This is a genomic window from Rivihabitans pingtungensis, from assembly GCF_003201855.1.
Classification (GTDB): domain Bacteria; phylum Pseudomonadota; class Gammaproteobacteria; order Burkholderiales; family Aquaspirillaceae; genus Rivihabitans; species Rivihabitans pingtungensis.
In genome coordinates, this window is record NZ_QJKI01000002.1 from 56,732 (window position 1) to 77,253 (window position 20,522).

17 protein-coding genes and 1 pseudogene are annotated in these 20,522 nt (G+C 64.6%); 15 read left to right on the forward strand and 3 right to left on the reverse strand.

Translation table 11 applies throughout. The features are described from left to right. Positions 1–43 precede the first annotated feature (43 nt). The 5 genes and pseudogenes from DFR34_RS02195 to DFR34_RS17480 form a co-directional block, all read left to right on the forward strand. Complete coding sequence (locus tag DFR34_RS02195) at positions 44–1,525, forward strand: circularly permuted type 2 ATP-grasp protein (protein WP_308418004.1); 1,482 nt, start codon at positions 44–46, stop codon at positions 1,523–1,525. Beyond that, positions 1,525–2,436: an alpha-E domain-containing protein gene (locus DFR34_RS02200; protein WP_211309264.1), complete on the forward strand. Its 912-nt coding sequence runs from the start codon at positions 1,525–1,527 to the stop codon at positions 2,434–2,436. The genes DFR34_RS02195 and DFR34_RS02200 overlap by 1 nt, the downstream gene beginning before the upstream one ends. After that, the gene (locus DFR34_RS02205) at positions 2,433–3,167 is read left to right on the forward strand and encodes a transglutaminase N-terminal domain-containing protein (protein WP_110389534.1); all 735 of its coding nucleotides are present in this window, start codon (positions 2,433–2,435) and stop codon (positions 3,165–3,167) included. Before DFR34_RS02200 ends, DFR34_RS02205 begins: the two co-directional genes overlap by 4 nt. Before the next feature lie 92 nt (positions 3,168–3,259). Then, on the forward strand, positions 3,260–3,991 hold the full coding sequence (locus tag DFR34_RS02210) for a proteasome-type protease (RefSeq protein ID WP_110389535.1): 732 nt from the start codon (positions 3,260–3,262) through the stop codon (positions 3,989–3,991). Positions 3,992–4,481: 490 nt separating this feature from the next. Then, positions 4,482–5,492 (forward strand): annotated as a pseudogene (locus tag DFR34_RS17480) (quinone-dependent dihydroorotate dehydrogenase); the annotation flags it as partial. A 634-nt stretch (positions 5,493–6,126) separates the two neighbouring features. Here the strand turns inward: DFR34_RS17480 and DFR34_RS02220 are convergent. Then, positions 6,127–6,684, reverse strand: a complete 558-nt coding sequence (locus DFR34_RS02220) for an adenine phosphoribosyltransferase (RefSeq protein ID WP_110389536.1) — start codon at positions 6,682–6,684, stop codon at positions 6,127–6,129. 215 nt (positions 6,685–6,899) lie between these two features. Between DFR34_RS02220 and gmk the strand changes: the two genes are divergently transcribed. The 10 genes from gmk (at position 6,900) to rfaD (ending at position 17,573) form a co-directional block, all read left to right on the forward strand. Next, a complete protein-coding gene (gene gmk, locus DFR34_RS02225; RefSeq protein WP_110389537.1) occupies positions 6,900–7,523 on the forward strand; it encodes a guanylate kinase in 624 nt (207 codons plus the stop codon). Positions 7,524–7,578: 55 nt separating this feature from the next. Beyond that, positions 7,579–7,785 carry a DNA-directed RNA polymerase subunit omega gene (rpoZ, locus tag DFR34_RS02230; protein ID WP_110389538.1) on the forward strand — a complete coding sequence of 69 codons (207 nt, stop codon included), beginning with the start codon at positions 7,579–7,581 and terminating at the stop codon, positions 7,783–7,785. Between the two features lie 36 nt (positions 7,786–7,821). After that, positions 7,822–10,011, forward strand: coding sequence for a RelA/SpoT family protein (locus DFR34_RS02235; RefSeq protein WP_110389539.1), 2,190 nt, complete (start codon positions 7,822–7,824; stop codon positions 10,009–10,011). 103 nt (positions 10,012–10,114) lie between these two features. Then, on the forward strand, positions 10,115–11,080 hold the full coding sequence (locus tag DFR34_RS02240) for a DUF4351 domain-containing protein (protein WP_110389540.1): 966 nt from the start codon (positions 10,115–10,117) through the stop codon (positions 11,078–11,080). A 256-nt stretch (positions 11,081–11,336) separates the two neighbouring features. Further along, positions 11,337–11,627, forward strand: a complete 291-nt coding sequence (locus DFR34_RS02245; protein ID WP_110389541.1) for a lipopolysaccharide assembly protein LapA domain-containing protein — start codon at positions 11,337–11,339, stop codon at positions 11,625–11,627. A 23-nt stretch (positions 11,628–11,650) separates the two neighbouring features. Beyond that, positions 11,651–12,820: a lipopolysaccharide assembly protein LapB gene (gene lapB, locus DFR34_RS02250; protein WP_110389542.1), complete on the forward strand. Its 1,170-nt coding sequence runs from the start codon at positions 11,651–11,653 to the stop codon at positions 12,818–12,820. A gap of 690 nt (positions 12,821–13,510) precedes the next feature. After that, positions 13,511–14,251, forward strand: coding sequence for an orotidine-5'-phosphate decarboxylase (gene pyrF, locus DFR34_RS02255; protein WP_110389543.1), 741 nt, complete (start codon positions 13,511–13,513; stop codon positions 14,249–14,251). Then, entirely contained in the window at positions 14,248–15,570 is a 1,323-nt protein-coding gene (locus DFR34_RS02260) for a UDP-glucose dehydrogenase family protein (RefSeq protein ID WP_110389544.1), read from the forward strand. The genes pyrF and DFR34_RS02260 overlap by 4 nt, the downstream gene beginning before the upstream one ends. 9 nt (positions 15,571–15,579) lie before the next feature. Continuing rightward, a complete protein-coding gene (rfaE1, locus tag DFR34_RS02265) occupies positions 15,580–16,542 on the forward strand; it encodes a D-glycero-beta-D-manno-heptose-7-phosphate kinase (protein ID WP_110389545.1) in 963 nt (320 codons plus the stop codon). 29 nt (positions 16,543–16,571) lie between these two features. After that, positions 16,572–17,573 (forward strand): ADP-glyceromanno-heptose 6-epimerase, encoded by a 1,002-nt coding sequence (gene rfaD, locus DFR34_RS02270; protein WP_110389546.1) that lies wholly within the window; start codon positions 16,572–16,574, stop codon positions 17,571–17,573. A gap of 208 nt (positions 17,574–17,781) precedes the next feature. Here rfaD and DFR34_RS02275 read toward each other — a convergent pair whose 3' ends face one another. Together DFR34_RS02275 and DFR34_RS02280 are read right to left on the reverse strand one after the other, a co-directional pair. Then, positions 17,782–19,623 carry a sigma-54-dependent Fis family transcriptional regulator gene (locus DFR34_RS02275; protein WP_110389547.1) on the reverse strand — a complete coding sequence of 614 codons (1,842 nt, stop codon included), beginning with the start codon at positions 19,621–19,623 and terminating at the stop codon, positions 17,782–17,784. A 180-nt stretch (positions 19,624–19,803) separates the two neighbouring features. Further along, entirely contained in the window at positions 19,804–20,337 is a 534-nt protein-coding gene (locus DFR34_RS02280) for a hypothetical protein (protein WP_110389548.1), read from the reverse strand. Positions 20,338–20,522: the final 185 nt, after the last annotated feature.

Genomic DNA, 20,522 nt, shown 5'->3' on the forward strand with positions numbered 1-20,522 from the left:
CGCATTCAGCGCCATCCGCAGCGTATTGTCCGGGCGCGCCAGCATGGCACACCCCTTGCTGAATATCGGGCTGATGCTTGTTTGCCCGGAATGCGCCGCCATGCCCAGCCTGCCCCCGCCCAATCCTGGGCTTTATGATGAAATGTTCGACGGCGCCACGCCGCGCGCGCACTATGCTGCCTACGCCCAATGGCTGGATGGTTTGTCTGACGAAGCGTTGTCCGCCCGTCAGCGCGAGGCTGATCTGCTGTTTCGCCGCCATGGCGTCACCTTCACCCTGCGTGACAACCCGGCGCTGGACCGCCAGATTCCCTTTGACATCGTGCCGCGCATTTTGCCTGCGCATGAATGGGTGCAGCTGGAGCGCGGCCTGCGCCAGCGTCTGGCGGCGCTGAACGCCTTTTTGCACGACATCTACCACGACCGCGACATCCTGCGTGCCGGGGTGATTCCGCCCGAGCAGGTGCTGACCAATCCGCAATACCAAGTGGCCATGCACGGGCTGGACTTGCCCAATCGGGTGTACGCCCATGTCGCCGGGGTGGACCTGGCGCGACATAGCGACGGTGCGTTTTATGTGCTGGAAGACAATCTGTGCGTGCCGTCCGGCGTCAGCTATATGCTGGAAAGCCGCAAGATGATGCGCCGCTTGTTTCCCGAGCTGTTCGCCCGGCTGGACATCGCCCCGGTGGAGCACTACGCCAGCCTGCTGCTGAGCACGCTGCGCGAAGCCAGCCCGGTGGCGCAGCCCACCGTGGTGGTGCTCACCCCCGGCCGGCATAACGCGGCTTATTTTGAGCATGCGTTTCTGGCGCGGCAAATGGGCGTTGAGCTGGTGGAAGGCCAGGATTTGTTTGTGCAAAACGACCGGGTGTGGATGCGCACCACCGCCGGCCCGCAGGCGGTGGACGTGATTTACCGGCGCATCGACGACGCGTTTCTGGACCCGCTGGCGTTCAACCCCGATTCGCTGCTGGGCGTGCCCGGCCTGTTGTCGGTGTACCGCAAGGGCCAGGTGGCGCTGTGCAATGCGCCCGGCGCCGGGGTGGCCGACGACAAATCGATTTACCCCTATGTGCCGGACATGATCCGCTTTTATCTGGGCCAGGAGCCCTTGCTGAACAATGTGCAAACCTGGCAGCTGCGCAAACCGGATGATCTGGCCTATGTGCTGACCCGCCTGCCGGAGCTGGTGGTGAAAGAGGTTCATGGCAGCGGCGGCTACGGCATGCTGATTGGCCCGCTGGCCAGCCGCGCCGAGATTGCCGAATTCCGTCAGCGCATTCTGGCCGCGCCGGCCAATTACATCGCTCAGCCCACCCTGGCGCTGTCCACCTGCCCCAGCGTGGTCGAGGCCGGCCTGGCGCCGCGCCATGTGGATTTGCGCCCGTTTGTGCTCAGCGGCGGCGATATCCGCATTGTCGCTGGCGGGCTGAGCCGGGTGGCGATGCAGGCCGGCTCGCTGGTGGTGAATTCCGCCCAGGGCGGCGGCGCCAAAGACACCTGGATTGTGGAGGGCGCGTGATGCTGGCAAGAACCGCAGCCAATTTGTACTGGATGTCGCGCTATCTGGAGCGCGCAGAAAACCTGGCGCGCGTGCTGGAGGTGAACCAGGGCCTGGCCTGGCTGAAGGCCGCCCGCCCCGGCGAGGACATGGCCGCGCCGCTGCGGCTGACCGACAGCGAGGCGGCGTTTGCCGCGCAGCACGGCGCAGAGCTCACCCCGGCGGCGCTGTGGGCGTTTTTGGGGTTTTCCGCGCACCCGGCCAGCATCCGCAGCTGCCTGGCGCGCGCCCGCGACAACGCCGACGCCGCCCGCGACGCGCTGACCGGCGAAATGTGGCAGGCCATCCATGCCACCTGGCTGGGCATGCAGGCCGCCATCGACGCGCCGCCGGCCGACCCGGCCAATTTTGCCGACTGGGTGAAAGAACGCTCGCAGCTGTTTCGCGGCATCACCTATGGGGCGATTCACCGCAACGACGCCTATCGGTTTATTCGCCTGGGCACTTTTATCGAGCGCGCCGACAACACCGCCCGCCTGCTCAAGCTGCGCTATCGCGGCCACCGCGCCGGCATGGCGGATCACTACGGGCTGATGGCGCTCTTGGAGTCGGTCAGCGCCCAGGATGCTTATTTGGCGGTGTACCACGACACGGTCAGCGCGCCCAAGGTGGCCGAGCTTTTGCTGCTTAACCCGGACGCGCCGCGCAGCCTGGCGGCGTGTTTTGCCGAAATTCGCCAAATCCTGCCGCAAATCGGCGGCCCGCGCGGCCGCGCCGCCAAAAAGCGCGCCACCGAGCTGGCCGCCGCGCTGGAGTACGGCGAACTGCAAGATATTCTGGCGCACGGCCTGCAAAATTATCTGGGCGAGTTTCTCGACCAGCTGACGCAATTAAACGACGAACTGCATGCCGCATATATGGAGGCCGCATGAAACTGCACATCAGCCACCGCAGCGTCTATCACTACCCGGAGCGGGTGCGCCACAGCACCCAATGCCTGCGGCTGACGCCGCAAAGCTCGCGCCGCCAGCGCGTATTGTCCTGGCAGCTGGGCCTGCCGGCGCGCGCCAGCAGCGGGCGTGACCCGTACGGCAATTGCCAGCATGTGCTGACGCTGGATTATCCCCACCAGGACATCACCGTGCTGGCCACCGGCGTGGTGGAGGTGGACGAAGCGCTGGCCGACGATGTGGACGACGAGCTGGCCCCGCTGGTGTTTTTGCGGCAAACCACGCGCACCGCGCCCAGCGCTGCGCGGCTGGCGCTGGCCCAGCGCCACGCCGAGGCCGTGCGCCAGCATGGCCGCCATGGCGCGCTGAGCCTGGCGCAGGCGTTGGCCGAACAGCCCGGCGCCGCCAAGGACAGCGTCGGCGCCAGCCATGCGCTGTTGGGCTGCCTGCGCGCGCTGGCGCAACCGGCCCGCTATGTCAGCGGCTATCTGTCGCTGGCCGACGGCGGCGAGGTGGCACACCATAACTGGGTGGAGCTGTGGCGGGATGGCGTCTGGGCCAGCGTGGACCCCATGTCGCTTGCCCCAGCCGGCGGCGGCCATGTCAAACTGGCGGTAGGCATGGACGAGCTGGACGCCTGCCCGATTCGCGGCCTGCGCCGGCCCAGCATGGAAGATATGCTGCGACAAGCGCAACACTCGGCGCAGCAATAACCGCCAAATCGTTCATCATGCTGTGTTTGTTCCGGAATTTCCCGGATAATGCCGCGACTTTTTATTAACTCGACCAGACTCGCCACTTCGCCATGACTTATTGCGCCGCCCTGAACCTGAAAGACGGCTTGGTGTTTGCCTCGGATTCGCGCACCAATGCCGGCGTTGATCACATCGCCACCTTCCGCAAGATGCATCTGTTTCAGCAGCCGGGCGAGCGCGCCATCGTGTTGCTGAACTCTGGCAACCTGGCCACCACGCAATCGGTGGTCAGCCTGCTGCGCGCCCGCACCTTGCACGATGGCGAGCATCTGCTGAATATCAGCAGCCTGTACGACGCGGCGCGGCTGGTGGGCGAAACCGTGCGCGAAGTGGTGGACCGCGACACCGGCCAGCAGGCGTCCAATATCGACTTTGGCTGTTCTTTCCTGGTGGGCGGGCAGATTCGTGGCGAGCAGCCGCGTTTGTTCAATGTCTATCCGCAGGGCAATTTCATTGAGTCGTCCACCGACACGCCGTTTTTCCAGATTGGCGAATCCAAATACGGCAAGCCGATTCTGGACCGGGTGATTCGCTACGAAACCGATATGAACGAGGCGCTGAAGTGCCTGTTGATTTCGTTTGACTCGACCATCCGCAGTAATTTGTCCGTCGGCTTGCCGATGGAAACCCTGCGCTATCGCATCGACAGCTTTGCCGAGCTGCGCCCGCATCGCATCGACGAAGGCGACGAATACTTCCAGCAACTGCGCGGCCGCTGGGCCAGCGGGCTGCGTCAGGTGTTTGCCTCGCTGCCGGATCCAGAATGGTTTGACGAGGCCTGAGCGTAGGCAGTGTGGCGCGTGCGTCACACGCTCAGCTGGCGCGCTGGCCTTCCCTTGGCGATGTGTCTATCATGAGACTGGCTACGTAGGAATACGGTTGATGATGGCATGGGCCAAGCGCCGCTCACACAACCCGCCTGGCATTGTTGCCCGTGTCTGCTTGATCTGCGCGCGCCTGGCCTGGCGCGCTGGGCTGAGTGTGCTGCGCGGCGCCAAGCCGGGTTGAGTTGAGCTTTCGCCGCATAGCGCGTGCGACCTGACGGTCTGGCATGCTATAACGGCAACATGCTGCCCGCTTGTCATTGACTGTCAGGTAAAATCCTGCATGGCAGTCATTGGATGGCGACACGGAGACGCGCCATTTCAGCTTTGAATTATGAAAAAAGAATAACGAGTGGGCGTAAAAAAGCGCGGCAATTCAAGTTGTGTAAAGTTGCCGCCGATAACATGCCAACTGTCCCTTGACCTTAGCTAAACAAGAACCGCACTCATGCTCTATTCTCTCATTCGCCCCCTGCTGTTCCGGCTGGATGCTGAAACCGCGCACAATGTGACCTTGGGCACCTTGCGGTTCCTTAACGACTACGGTCTGGACACCCTGCTCAACAAGCCCATTCCGGCTCAGCCCATTGAAGTGATGGGGCTGACCTTCCCCAATCCGGTGGGCTTGGCCGCTGGCCTGGACAAGAACGGCGACTATCTGGACGCCTTGGCCGCGCTGGGTTTTGGCTTTGTCGAAATCGGCACCGTCACCCCGCTGCCGCAGCCGGGCAACCCCAAGCCGCGCCTGTTCCGCTATCCGGAAGCCGAAGCCATCATTAATCGCATGGGCTTTAACAACGATGGCGTGGACGCCTTGGTGGACAACATCAAGCGCTCAAGGTTCCAGGGCGTGCTCGGCATCAATATCGGCAAGAACGCGCTCACGCCGATGGAGCGCGCGGTGGACGACTACCTCACCTGCCTGAACAAGGTGTATCTGTACGCCAGCTACGTCACCATCAATATCTCGTCGCCCAACACCAAAAACCTGCGCGACCTGCAAAGCTCGACCGCGCTGTCCGAGCTGCTGGGCCGCTTGAAGATGCGCCAGCTGGAGCTGGCCCAACAGCATGGCCGCTATGTGCCGCTGGTGGTCAAGCTCGCCCCGGATCTGGAAGACGAGGCGATTGACGACATCGCCAAGGTGCTGCTGGCCAAGGAAATCGACGGCGTGATCGCCACCAACACCACGCTGTCGCGTGATGGCGTGCAGCACATTCCGCAAGCCGCCCAGGATGGCGGCCTGTCCGGCGCGCCGCTGAAGGGGCGCTCCACCCGGGTAATTCGCCGCCTGTCCGATGCGCTGGACGGCGCCATCCCCATCATTGGCGTGGGCGGTATTACCCGCGGCGGCGACGCCTGGGAGAAGCTCAACGCCGGCGCTTCGCTGGTGCAGATTTACAGCGGCCTGATCTTTCAGGGCCCGCAACTGATCGAAGCCGCGGTCAATGCCTGCCGGCCGTATTTTATTACTCACGGCGTCACCCCGCGTCGTCGTGGTCCGGATGTGCAAGCCTCCACCCTGACGCCAGGTGAGACGCCAGCGGCAGAAACGCCTGCGGCCGATGCGCAAACCCCGGCAACTGATGCTGCTACGTCCACTGTCGCCAATCCTGAGGGGGCGGTCTCTTCGCCCAATGAAGGCGATGCCACCGCGCCGCCGGCCAATCATGGCGTGATCCAGATTACGCCGGGGGTTGAGCCGCCGACGGTGGACGAGCCGTTTACCGAACCTGCTCCGGCCACACCTGTCCCCGCACCGGTTGAGCCGCCCAAGAAGATGACGCTGGATCAGATGTTGGCTGCCGCCGTGGCGCCAGTGGTTCCGCCGCGCCCGCAGCCGGATGCCCCGGCGGCGGATGCTGGCGCTGGACCGGCGCCTGTCGCCGCCGCCGCGCCGGCCGAGCCGACGGCAGATGCGTCGCAAGCGCCCACGATCATCGCCACCACCAAGGCCGCCAACGCCTATATGGCCAGCGGTCCGCGCAAGAAACGCCGCCCGACCTGAGCGCCTGGGCGCGCAACCTAAAAACAAAGCCGGCACGGTGAGTAGACACCGTGCCGGCTTTGTTTTGTGTTGTTCTCTGTCGCGCTCAGTGGCCGGCAAAGTCACACAGGGTGAACAGCGGAATGCCGGCCTGGCGAATCAGCTGCGAGCCGCCCAGTTCGGGCAGATCGACAATGGCGCCGGCTTCGACAATCTCGCCGCCCAGCCGCGACAGCAACTTCACCCCGGCCATCATCGTGCCGCCGGTGGCCACCAGATCGTCCAGCACCACCACGCGCTGGCCAGGCTGGCAAGCGTCGGTGTGCACTTCGACAGTGGCGTTGCCGTATTCCAGCTCGTATTCTTCCGCCACCGTGGTGTAGGGCAGCTTGCCCTTTTTGCGCACCGGGACAAAGCCGATGTTCAGCTCATACGCCACCACCGAGCCCAAAATAAAACCCCGCGCGTCCAGGCCGGCGATCAAGTCAATGCGCTGGTCCATATAGCGGTGCACAAACACATCGACCAGCACTCGAAAGGTTTTTGGGTCTTGCAACAGCGGGGTGATGTCGCGGAACTGCACGCCGGCTTGCGGCCAGTCGGGCACGGTGCGGATGCGCGAGCGGATGTAATCGGCGTGGTTCAGCGGGTCAAGCGTGGACATGAAAATTCCTGACAAACGATAAAACAGGGCGGATTATGCGGCGTTTGCACAAAAACACGCCAGGGCAAAACTGCGCCAATTTGACTGCTTGGTTGACCATGCCACCGCGCATGGCGCCACGGATAGGTGCGCAGCGGCTTGGTCATGGTCCAATTCAGGGCCAAATTGTGCTACCCTGAGCGATTGCCACGGTGATTGTCCAAGGAATTCCCGCCATGCAAACCGGAAACATTTTCATCGTCACCGCGCCGTCCGGCGCGGGCAAGACCACGCTGGTGGCCGCCCTGCTGGCCGCCGACAAGGACGTGCAGCTGTCGGTGTCGCACACCACGCGCCAACCGCGCGCGGGCGAGGTGCACGGTGAGCACTATCATTTTGTTGACCGCGCCACCTTCGAGGCGATGATCGCCCGCAAGGATTTTCTGGAATACGCCGAGGTGTATGGCAATTACTACGGCACCTCGCTGCGCTGGCTGCGCGAGCAGCTGTCGCTGGGGCGCGACATCCTGCTGGAAATCGACTGGCAAGGCGCCCAGCAAGTGCGCAAGGCGTTTCCGCAGGCGGTCGGCATTTTTATTTTGCCGCCGTCGGTCGAAGCCTTGGGCGAGCGCCTGCGCGGCCGCGCCAAGGACAGCGAAGCCACCATCGAGGCGCGTCTGGCCGTGGTGCGCTCGGAAATCGACCACGCCGAAGAAGCCGATTATCTGATCATCAATGAACAGCTGGATGACGCCGTGCGCGACCTGATCGCCGTAGTGCGCGCCCAACGCCTGCGCACTGCCCGCCAGATGCAGGCGCGCGGCGAACAGGTTCGCGCCATGCAAAGCCAGGCGCGTTGATTCTGGCTGTTCTTGTCTCTTTCACCTTAGTTTTACGCACTGGAAAAACACACCCATGGCCCGCATTACCATTGACGACTGCCTGAAACGCATCCCCAACCGCTTCGACCTGACCCTGGCCGCCACCTACCGCGCCCGCCAACTGGCCTCTGGCGCCACCCCGCTGGTGGAAGCCGGCAAGGACAAGCCCACCGTGCTGGCGCTGCGTGAAGTGGCCAATGGCCACGTCGGCCGGGAAATGCTCGATCGCCATCGCGGCTGAGACTGACGGCGCAACGGGCGAAAGAGCGAGACGCGCATGAGCAGTGACGTGAACGAACGGATCGACTACGACGCACTGGTGGCCAACGAGGCCGCCCAGTTGCTGAGCGCCGCGCGCGCCTATGTGAAGCCAGACGACCTGCCGCTGATCCGGCAGGCGTTTGACTTCAGCCGCGACGCCCACGAAGGCCAGGTGCGCAAGAGCGGCGAGCCGTACATCACCCATCCGCTGGCGGTGGCGCACATCCTCACCGACTGGAAGATGGACGCCCACGGCCTGGCCGCCGCCCTGCTGCACGACACCATGGAAGACACCGGCGTGGCCAAATCCACGCTGGAAGAGCGCTTTGGCTCGGTGGTGGCCGAGTTGGTGGATGGCCTGTCCAAGCTGGAGCGGCTGGAATACCAGACCAAAGAAACCGCCCAGGCGGAGAATTTCCGCAAGATGGTGCTGGCGATGGCGAAAGACATCCGCGTCATCATCGTCAAGCTGGCCGACCGCCTGCACAATATGCGCACCCTGGACGCCATGCGCGAGGACAAGCGCCGGCGCATCGCCCAGGAAACCATCGACATCTACGCGCCGGTGGCCAACCGCATCGGCCTGAACAAGGTCTACCGCGAACTGCAAGACCTGTGCTTCAAGCACCTGCACCCCAACCGCTACCAAGTGCTGCACAAGGCCATCCGCGCCGCGCGCGGCAACCGCCGCGAGCTGGTCAGCAAGATCATGCAGGCGCTGTCGCAAAAACTGGTGCAGGCCAATATCGAGGCCTCGATCAAGGGCCGCGAAAAAAACCTGTACAGCATCTATCACAAGATGCAGGAAAAACAGCTGTCGTTTTCTGAAGTGCTGGACATCTACGGCTTTCGCGTCATCGTCAACGACATTCCCAGCTGTTATCTCGCCCTGGGCGCCATGCACGCCTTGTACAAGCCCATTCCCGGCAAGTTCAAGGATTACATCGCCATTCCCAAGAGCAATGGCTACCAAAGCCTGCACACCACGCTGTTTGGCCCCTATGGCACGCCGATCGAGGTGCAGATTCGCACGCTGGACATGCACCATATCGCCGAAGCCGGCGTGGCCAGCCACTGGATGTACAAGAGCGGCGACGAATCCATCGACAAGGCCCAGCAGCGCACCCATCAGTGGCTGCAAGAAATCCTGGAGCTGCAAGCCGGCTCGGGCGACGCCATCGAGTTTCTCGAACACGTCAAGGTGGACCTCTTCCCCGACGAAGTCTATGTGTTCACCCCCAAGGGCCGCATCCTGGTGCTGCCGCAAGGCTCCACCCCGGTGGATTTTGCCTATGCTGTGCACACCGACATCGGCCACCGCTGCATTGCCGCCAAGATCAATCACGAGCTGGCGCCCTTGCGCACGCCGCTGAAAAACGGCGACCAGGTGGAAGTGATCACCACCACCCAGTCCAAGCCCAACCCGGCCTGGCTGTCGTTTGTCGCCAGCGGCCGCGCGCGCAGCCACATCCGCAACTATCTGAAAAGCCTGGAGCGCGACGAAGCCGCCCACCTGGGCGAGCGTCTGCTCAAACAAGCCGTGCAGGCGCTGGCCACCCGCAGCCTGTCGGTGGGCGCCGACACCTGGCAGGCGTATTTGCGCGAATTCGCCGAAAAAGGCCAGAAGTCCAGCGATGTGCTGATGGAAATCGGCATCGGCAAGCAATTGCCGATGGTGGTGGCCAGCCGCCTGCTGGAGCTGGCCGGCGAAGCGCTGGGCGAAGACGTGCGCGCCGGCCCAGTGATGATTCGCGGCAACGAAGGCGCCGCCGTGCAGTTTGCCGCCTGCTGCAACCCGATTCCGGGCGACCGCATCGCCGGCGTGATCAACAAGGGCCAGGGCCTGATGATTCACGCCCACGACTGCCCGACGCTGGGGCGCATTGACCACGACCGCCAGCTGGAAGTCGAATGGGACCTGGACGAGCCACGTCTGTTTGGCGTGCCAATCACCGTGCTGGCGCACACCGAACGCGGCGCACTGGCGGCGGTGGCGGCCGCCATCACCGAAGCGCATGCCAATATCGAAAGCGTGGACATGCAGAACGCCCACACCGGCGAAGGCGCCATCCAGATTCGCTTCCGCCTGCAAGTGGAAAACATCCTGCATCTGGCCGATGTGCTGGCCAATATCCAGGAACAGCCCACCGTGGTGCGCGCCGTGCGCGGCATCCTCAGCGAACCGGCGGCTGGCAAGGGGCACTGACCACACCTCCCTCTCCTGGCGCTTTGTCGCCTGCCGCCGCGCGCCTGGCCAGGTGCGCGGGCGCGTTCTATGCTTTCTGGGTGATGGATGACCGGAGCGCACAATGGATGCCGACGATTACGACAACCCCTGGAAGCAGGCGATTGATGAGTATTTCGCCGATTTCATCGCCTGCTATTTTCCGCAAGCCCACCAAGACATCGACTGGGCGGCCGGTTATGAAACCCTGGACAAGGAGCTGCCCGGCCTGGCGCGCGACGCCGACCTGGGGCAGCGTTACGCCGACAAATTGGTGAAAGTGCGCACCCGCCAGGGCCAGCATGATCTGGTTTATGTGCATATCGAAGTGCAGGGTCAGCACGACCCTGACTTTGCCCAGCGCATGTTTGTCTATCACTACCGGATTTTTGACCGCTTTGGCCAGCCGCCGGTTTCTCTGGCGGTGTTAGCCGATGAGCATCCGCACTGGAAGCCAAGTCGCTATGGCTATCAGCGTTGGGGATGCGCGCTGGAGTTTGCCTTCCCCTCCGTGAAATTGAGCGAACACGCCCAATCTCTGGATGCTCTGCTGGCCAGCGACAACCCCTTTGCCATTCTGACCGCTGCCCACTGGCTGACTCGCCGCAGCAAGCGCAATATGGACGAGCGCCTGGCCAGCAAGTTGCGCTTAATCAAGCTGTTGTATCATAAAGGCTGGACCCGTCAGGCCGTGCTGGATTTTTTTTCCGTCATCGACTGGATGATGCACCTGCCCGAGGCGCTGACCCAGCAATTTCGCCAGCAATTGGCTGATTATGAACAGGAGAACACCATGCGTTATGTGACCAGCGTGGAGCGACAAGCCCGTGAGGAAGGTGTGCTGACTGGGCTGCAGCAAGGAATGCAACAAGGGATACAGCAAGGTGAGGCAGCTTTTTTGCTGCGGCTGCTGAATCGCCGTTTTGGCGCCTTGCCGGCCGAGTGGGTGCTGCGCGTGCAGCAGGCAAGTCACGCCGAGCTCGAACTGTGGGGCGAGCGGGTGCTGGATGCGGCTTCGCTGGACGAGGTGTTTGCCCCGCAGACGCACTAAGAGCGGCTAACAAAACCCTCCTGGCGTTGTTGCCCGACCTTGCCGTACTACCCGTACTGTCTGCGGTCGCGCGCCTAGCCAGGATCGCTTCGCTGGGTTTTGTTAGCCGCTCTGAAGTGCAGACGCCTCCGCCAATGCGCCACGCCATCTGCTGCGCATGACGCCCGCTTTTGTCTCTCCTTGACTTGACGGCTGCCGCGACCCGCCCTGAATCGTTTACACTAACGGTCTTTTGGTTTTTGCCGGGAGCGTCGCCATGCGCTATCTGTTTCTGGGTCTCAAGCTCGCCGTTTTTATCGTTCTGCTGCTGCTGGCCATGCAAAACAGCCAGCTAGTCAGCCTGAATCTGTTGCTGGGCGGTGTGTGGGAAGCCCCGCTGATTTTGCTGTTGCTGGCGTTTTTTGCCGCGGGCGCCGCCTTTGGTCTGGCCGCTGGTTTTACCTATTCGCTCAAGCTGCGCCGTCAGCTCACCGCGCTGAAAAAAGAACTGCGCGCCCGTCAGCAAACCCAGGTCACCCACGACCCCAGTGATTCGATCGCCGACTGAGCGACGCCGAGGATGGTTTTACCGTGCAGGATTTTGAACTTTGGTGGTTGTTGATTTTTCCGGTGTTCTTTGGGCTGGGCTGGCTGGCGGCGCGGGTGGACATGCGCGAGGTGCTGGGTCAGGCCAAGCATGTGCCGGCCTCTTATTTTACCGGCCTGCAAGCCTTGGTGGATGACGAAACCGACCGCGCCGCCGCTGCGCTGGCCGAGGTGGTGCGCCACCAGCCGCGCGCCGCCGAGCTGCAAGTGGCGCTGGCGCGGCTGTATCGCAAACGCGGCGAGCACGACCTGGCCATCCGCCAGCTGACCCGCCTGCTGCAAGACCACGCCGATGACCTGACCCCCTCGCAACGCGACGCCGCCCGCTTTGAGCTGGCGCAGAACTTCTTGCGCGCCGGGCTGGTGGATCGCGCCGAAGAAATTTTGGTCAAGTTGGGCCAGGGCGCGCTGGCGCACGAGGCGCGCAAATGCCTGCTGGAAATCTACCAGCAAGAGCGCAACTGGCCGCGCGCCATCGAACTGGCGCGCGAGCTGAAAAGCGAAGACTTCAGCTTTCAGCATGAGCTGGCGCAATACCACTGCGAACTGGCGCAAGGCGCGCTGATCAAATCCGACTTTGACGGCGCCCGCCGCCATGTGGCCGACGCGCTGGCCGCCAGCCGTCGCTCCTGCCGCGCCAGCCTGATTGCCGGCGATATTCATCTGGCGCAAGGCGAAGTGGACGAAGCCATTCGCGCCTGGCAGGGCATTGAATCGCAAAACCCGGATTACCTCAGCCTGGCCGCCGAGCGCCTGCTGGACGCCTACGAGCGCCAGGGCCGCGCCGCCGAAGGCGTGGTGCTGTTGCGCGGCTATTTGCGCAGCTATCCGCAGCTGGAACTGCTGGACGTGCTCTACCCCAAAATCGCCGCCCTGCATGGCGACGCCGCCGCGCTGGAGTTTCTGCGCGAAACCGTGCGCGGTCGCCCCAGCCTGACCGGCCTGGGCCGGCTGATTGAGGCGCAACTGCCCGGCCTGGAGCCGGAACAGCGGGTGGACGCCGACGTGGCGCGCACCCTGGTGCAAAGCCATGGCAAGCGGCTGAATGTGTACCGCTGCAAGCGCTGCAACTTCCGCTCGAAAGTGTTTTTCTGGCACTGCCCGGCTTGCGGCGAGTGGGAGAGTTTTACCCCCAATCGCACCGAAACCCAATAAGCGCGGCTAACAAAACCCAGCGCAGCGGTCCTGACTAGGCGTGTGACCGCAGACAGTACAACAAGTACGGCAAGGTCACACAACAACGTCAGGGGGTTTTGTTAGCGGCTCTAAGCGCGGCGCACAAAACCCCGAGCAGCGATCATGGCTAGGCGTGCGCAGACAGTACGGGCGTAAGGCAAGGTCGGGCAACGATGCCAGGAGGGTTTTGTGAGCAGCTCTTAGACCACTTTCGGCATGAGCCTCACCCCCGGTGTCGTTCCCGCGAAGGCGGGAACCCAGGCCGCACCACAGCGTGTGCGGTGGGCATGGCGCAGGTCCGCGCTAGTGAGACCCCCCCCGCTGTACGCTGTGGACACGTCTGGATTCCCGCCTGCGCGGGAATGACGTGCTGTAGTGCGGCGAGTGCTGTTGCGTGGAACATGAACGCTTGTGTTTCATCTGTCCTGGCTACTCGCACGGTGGCGCGGCCTTGTCGCTGTCGGCTTGCCTGCGCTGCCTGGCGGTGCAGGCGGCCTGAATCACACCATTGCCCGCGCAGGTCATCCTTGCGCGGGTCTGGGCAGCGCGCCGGTGAGCGCCGGGCGCGCTGCTGTCATCACTTTGTCAACCCTGTCGGCCACGCTATGCGCGTGGGCCGCCAGCGGGCGCCGGCGGCGTTGTCAGGCAACGCCACACAGGAATTTGGGCATGAATCCTTTTGTTGATCTGCCGTCGCCGCTGGCGACGGTGTCTCCGGTGATTGTCGCGCTGGATTTTCATGATGAACGTTCGGTGCTGGAATTTATTTCCCGGCTGGAGCCGGGCAGCTGCCGGCTGAAAGTGGGCAAGGAATTGTTCACCGCCACCGGCCCGCATCTGGTACAAACCTTGGTGGCGCGCGGTTTTGAGGTGTTTCTCGACCTGAAATTCCACGACATCCCCAACACCGTCGCCTCCGCCTGCAAGGTGGCCGCCGACCTGGGCGTGTGGATGGTGGACGTGCACGCCAGCGGCGGCCGGCGCATGATCGAAGCCGCGCGCGAGGCGCTGGACACCCAGTCCGCCCGCCCGCTGCTGATTGCCGTCACCGTGCTGACCAGCATGGACGCCAGCGATCTGGCCGAAATCGGCCTGTCCGACCCCGCCGGGCAAGTGTCGCGGCTGGCGGCGCTGGCGCAATCCAGCGGCGCCGATGGCGTGGTGTGCTCGGCGCAAGAAGCGCCGCTGTTGCGCGGCGAGCGCGGCCCGGCGTTCAAGCTGGTCACCCCCGGCATCCGCCTGGCCGACTCCGCCGCCGACGACCAGCGCCGGGTGATGACCCCCAGCGCCGCCATCGCCGCCGGCTCGGACTATCTGGTGATTGGCCGGCCGATCACCCGCGCCGACGAGCCGTTTGCCGTGCTGCAACGCATTAACGCCGAAGTGGCGCAAGCCAGAGGCGCGCAATGAAAGTCTCGGTGATTGGCAGCGGCTATGTGGGCCTGGTCACTGGCGCGTGTCTGGCCGAAGTCGGCAATCAGGTGCTGTGCCTGGATGTCGATCCGGCCAAAATCGCCCTGTTGCAGGGCGGCGGCGTGCCGATTTACGAGCCCGGCCTGGAAGACATGATCCGCCGCAACGCCGCCGCCGGCCGGCTGAGCTTCACCACTGACGTGGCCGCCGCCGCCCGCTTTGGCGAGATTCAGTTTATCGCCGTGGGCACCCCGCCCGACGAAGACGGCTCGGCTGATCTGCAATATGTGCTGGCCGCCGCGCGCGGCATTGCCCGCCATATCGAGCGCCCTACCGTGGTGGTGGACAAATCCACCGTGCCGGTGGGCACCGCCGACCGCGTGCGCGACGCCATGGCCGCCACCCTGGCCGAACGCGGCGCCGACATCGCCTTCAGCGTGGTGTCCAACCCGGAGTTTCTCAAAGAAGGCGCGGCGATTGACGACTTTATGCGCCCGGACCGCATCGTGGTGGGGGTGGACGACGCCCATGCCGCCGAACTGATGCGCCGGCTGTACCTGCCGTTCCAGCGCAACCACGAGCGGCTGATCGTCATGGACGTGCGTTCCGCCGAGCTGACCAAATACGCCGCCAACGCCATGCTGGCCACCCGCATCTCGTTCATGAACGAGCTGGCCAACCTGGCCGAAGCGCTGGGCGCGGATATTGAAAAAGTCCGCCAGGGCATTGGCTCTGACCCGCGCATTGGCTACCATTTTCTCTACCCCGGCTGCGGCTATGGCGGCTCGTGCTTTCCCAAGGACGTCAAAGCCCTGGCGCGCACAGCCGACGAACACGGCCTGCCGCTGCGGGTGATCAGCGCCGTCGAAGCCGCCAACGACGCGCAAAAGCGCCGGCTGGCCGACAAAATCATCGCCCGCTTTGGCGCTGACCTCACCGGCCGCTGCTTTGCCCTGTGGGGCCTGGCCTTCAAGCCCAACACCGACGATATGCGCGAAGCGCCCAGCCTGACGCTGATCGACGCCCTGCTGGCGCGCGGCGCCACGGTGGCCGCCTACGACCCGGTGGCGCGCGACGAAGCCGCCCGCGTGCTGGCTGGCCGCCCCGGCATTCGCTTTGCCGACAGCATGCAGAGCGCGCTGGACGGCGCCGACGCGCTGGCGATTGTCACCGAATGGAAAGAATTTCGCAGCCCGGACTTTGCCGACCTCAAAGCCCGCCTGCGCACCCCGGCCATTTTTGACGGCCGCAATATGTACGACCCGGCCAGCGTGCGCGAAGCCGGGCTGGAATACCACGCGATTGGCCGCCCCTGAAAGTATTGCATGAGCCTGCTTGAAACCCTGTCCCTGAACTGTGCCGACCTTTCCGCCTGCCTGGCCGGCGCCCGCGTGCTGGTGGTCGGCGACGTGATGCTAGACCGCTACTGGTTTGGCGAAGTCAACCGCATCTCCCCCGAAGCCCCGGTGCCGGTGGCCAAAATCACCCGCATCGAAGAACGCGCCGGCGGCGCGGCCAATGTGGCGCGCAATATCGCCGCCCTGGGCGGCCAGGCCAGCCTGCTGTCTGTGGTGGGCGACGACGAAGCCGCCAGCGCGCTGGAAACCCTGCTGCTGCGCGACGGCATCGCCACCTCGCTGCGCCGCGACCCCAGCATCAGCACCACCACCAAGCTGCGCGTGGTGGCCCGCCAGCAACAACTGATCCGCATCGACTTTGAAGAAGCCCCCAGCCACGAAATCCTGGCCGACAAGCTGGACGACTTTGCCGCCCGCCTGGCGCAGCACGACGTGGTGATTTTGTCCGACTACGGCAAGGGCGGCCTCACCCACGTCGCCCGCATGGTCGAGCTGGCGCGCGCCGCCGGCAAGCCGGTGCTGATCGACCCCAAGGGCGACGACTGGAGCAAATACGCCGGCGCCACCCTGCTCACCCCCAATAAAAGCGAATTCCGCCAAGTGGCCGGCAGCTGGCGCGACGAAGCCGACCTGGCCCAACGCGCCCAGACGCTGCGCCAGCAACTGCAACTCGACGCCCTGCTGGTCACCCGCAGCGAAGAAGGCATGAGCCTGTTCGACGCCGACGGCGCCGAACACCAGCCCACCCTGGCGCGCGAAGTGTTTGACGTGTCGGGCGCGGGCGACACGGTGATTGCCACCCTGGGCCTGGCGCTGGCCGCCGGCCTGAGCCGCCCGCACGCCATGCACCTGGCCAACGCCGCCGCCGGCATCGTGGTGGCCAAGCTGGGCACCGCCGTGGTGGACCAACAGGAACTGTTTGCGGCCTGACGCCGCCCGAAACTCTGGAGCTTACCCCCATGACCCTCGTCGTCACCGGCGCTGCCGGCTTTATTGGTTCCAACCTGGTCAAGGCGCTCAACCTGCGCGGCGACACCGACATCATCGCCGTCGATGACCTCACCGACGGCCCCAAATACCGCAACCTGGTGGACTGCGACATCGCCGACTACCTGGACAAAGACGACTTTCTCGCCCGCCTGAAAGCCGGCGACTACACCGGCAAACTGCGCGCCATCCTGCACCAGGGCGCCTGCTCCGACACCATGGAGCACAACGGCAAATACATGATGGCCAACAACTATCAGTACACGCTGGACCTGTTTGACTGGTGTCAGGACCACGGCGTGCCGCTGCTGTATGCCTCCAGCGCCGCCGTCTACGGCGCTGGCCGGGTGTTCAGCGAATCACGCGAACACGAAGCCCCGCTGAACGTGTATGGCTACTCGAAATTTCTGTTCGACCAAGTGGTGCGCCGCCGCTTTGACCAACGCCGCGCGCAAGTGGTGGGTTTTCGCTATTTCAACGTCTACGGCCCGCGCGAACAACACAAAGGCCGCATGGCCTCGGTGGCGTTTCATCACTTCAACCAATACCTGCAAACCGGCAAGGTGAAACTGTTTGAAGGCTACGACGGCTACCCCAACGGCGGCCAGATGCGCGACTTTGTCTCGGTGGAAGACGTGGTGAAGGTCAACCTGCACTTTCTGGACCACCCGGAAAGCTCCGGCATCTTCAACCTGGGCAGCGGCCGCGCCCAACCGTTTAACGACGTCGCCGTCGCCGCCGTCAACGCCTGCCGCCAACACCAAGGCCAAGCCGCGCTCAGCCTGGCCGAACTGGTGGAACAAGGCGTGCTGGAATACATCGACTTTCCGGAAGCGCTGAAAGGCAAATACCAAAGCTTTACCGAAGCCAATATCAGCGCCCTGCGCGCAGCGGGCTATGCACAGCCGATGCTGAGCGTGGAGGAGGGCGTGGCGCGGTATGCGCAGTGGTGGTTGGCGAGTGCGTGGCGGTGAGGAGATGGCGATGGCCATGCAGTAACCAACTGACGTAAAAAGAAAAAGCGACGATAGGCCTATCGTCGCTTTTTTGAGGTGTGCGGATAGGCTCGTGCAGAACATAAAACCCCGCAAAATGGCCATGCGGGGTTTTTCCGGCCTGGGCGCGATGCTATCCGCGTATGGGTAAAACGGCGGTGAAGCAAGCTGGCGGTGTGGGTGAGCCCTACGCCGCCGCCCCGCGCAGCCGCCGGTACAGCGTGGCCCGGCTGATGCCCAGCTGGCGGGCGGCGGCGGACATATTGCCGGCGCAGGCGCTGAGGGTGTGCAGGATGGCGCGTTGTTCGATGTCGGCCAGCCGGCCGTCCGGGCTGGGGGCCAGGTGCAGGCGCGGTGGGCTGGGGGCGTCTTCGTCCAGGTGGCGCAGGTCCAGCGCGTCGTCCGGGTGTTCGCGGCTGGCCAGCGCCGAGCGCAGCACGCTGCGCAGCTGGCGCAGATTGCCCGGCCAGGGGTGGGTGTCCAGCCATTGGCAAAGCGCCGGGCTGAGCGCCACGGCTTCGCCGTGGTTTTCTTCCAGCAAGAGGCGCTGGCACAGTTCGGCGCGGTCGCTGCGTTCGCGCAGCGCCGGCAGGCGCACGCGCACGCCGGCCAGGCGGTAATATAAATCTTCCCGAAAACGCCCGTCGGCCACCGCCTGGCGCAGGTCGCGGTGGGTGGCGCACACCACGGCGATGTCCACGGTTTGCGCGCGCTGGGCGCCCAGCGGGGTGACTTCGCGCTCTTGCAGCACGCGCAGCAGGTGGGCTTGCAGGCTGAGCGGCATGTCGCCGATTTCATCCAGAAACAGCGTGCCGCCGTGCGCCTGGGCAATGCGGCCAACGTGGCCCTTGCGCCGCGCGCCGGTAAAGGCGCCGTCTTCATAGCCAAACAGTTCGGATTCGATCAGGCCTTCCGGGATGGCGGCGCAGTTGACCGCCACAAACGGGCCGTCGCGGCGCGGGCTGCTGGCGTGAAAGGCCTGGGCGAACACTTCTTTGCCGGTGCCGGTTTCGCCTTCGATCAACAGCGGAATGTCCTTGCCCACCAGGCGCAGCGCACGGCGGGCGGCGGCGTCCAGCCGGGCGTCGCCGCCGGTCAGCGCCAACAGGTGGCGCGGCAGGCCATGGCTGGGCGGCGGTGGGGCAAACACGTCGTCGCCGCCGGCCGCCAGCGGGCGCAGACAGCCGCGCCAGTCGCGCGCCAGCTGGTCTTGCAGCGGCTGGCGGCGCTCGGGCGCGCGGCGGGCCAGTTGGGTCCACCATTCAAAGGGCGCGGCAAACAGCTGTTCAAAATGCCGGGCGTCGTCTGGCGCGCCCAGCGCGGCAAAGCGCCCGCGGCCTTCGCCACAGCCGGCCAGCCAGCGGCCGTCGTCGGCAAACACCAGCCGACAGTCTTGCTCGTCGTCGTCGCGCAATTGCAACAGCCAGGCGCCGCCGGGGGTGTCGTCCAATAGCCGCAGTTCGATTTCGTTTGCCGCCAGCTGCACCAGCGCCAGGGTGTGCGGCTGGCGGTGGCGACAGGGGCCGACAATGCCCAGCGCGCCAGCGCGCGCGCCGCCCGGCAGCGCCAGCGGCACGGCGGCGCAGGTCAGCTGGCGCAGGGCGTGCAGATAGTGTTCCGGGCCGTGCACGGTCAGCGCCCGGCCAGCGGCCAGCGCGCTGCCCATGGCGTTCACTCCGCAGCGGCTTTCCCGCCAGTCGGCGCCAGCATGCAGGCCCAGCCGGGCCAATTCGTCCAGAAACGCCGGTGGCCCCAGCCGGTGCAGCACCACGCCGTCGGCGTTGCACAACAGCACCGCGCTGCCACAGTCGGTCAGCTGGCGGGCCAGCCGCGCCATCAGCGGCGAGGCGGCGCGCAGCAGGCTGCGATGGCGCTGGCGCAGGGCGTAGAGCGCGCTGTCGCTGTCTGGCTGCGCCGGCAGCGGGCTGTCGGGCTGCAAACCGGCGCGCTGGCAACGGCGCCAGGCGTCTTGCAGGTGCTCGGGCAGCGCGGCGCGCGGCGGCGCCGCAGGCGGGGCGGACGAATGCATCGGTTTCTCTCCTCATCGCCGCGCTGGGCGCGGCGTATGCGTGCGACGCGCGCGCGTCGGGCATGTTGTTATAAGAGGCGTTCTACCGGCAAATCGCCTGCGGCGGCCATCCGCCCTTGGTGGGGGATACTTTGGTGGGATGGACAGTGGCAGTCGCGGATGTTTTTGCCTGCCTGGGCGTCAGTGGCTGGTGGGCTGGGCGTAAAAATGCCCGGCCTGGCGCAGCTGGGCCAGCTTCTCGTTCAGCTCGCGCTTGTACTGCGGGCCCAGCCACACCACCTTGGCTATCAGGCTATCGCTGATGTAGTGGCCGGCATAAGACGTCATGCCGACTTCAATCAGCGCTCCAGTGCCGCCAATGATCTCCCGCAGCCGATTTGTCAGGCCTTGTACGGCATACGCGGCTTGCTCGGTGGGGTGCATAAATACCGAGTAATAGCGGGTGTCCTTCAGGTAAACCCACTGGGAGACACGCAGCTGGCGCACGGCCTCGACCACGTCTTCAGGCGGCAGTTGTCCTGTGGCTTGCAGGGTGGCCAAGGCTTGATCCAGCAGGCTGGGGGTGTGCATATAGATGTTTCGGGCCATCATCAGCAACTGGTAGATATGCATATCCTGTGTGGGCTGTGGCTGGCCAGATTCAGCGTGGATTTGCTGCAAGATGTGGGAATAGCCATGGATAAACGCATTGGCGGCTTCGGCAGCAATAATCATGGTGAGTCGGTCGCTAAGGTCAGTCGTGGGCGGGCAAGCCGGGCGCGCGTGAGGCGCAAGGTCCCCTGGATTTAAACACCATGTCATTTGTCGGCGCAAGCCACTCCGCCGTCCCCCACCTTAGTCGAATAGACAGCCATCCCCAGCCTGCCACAATCAGAGCATCCCCATTTGTCGAGCGCGCC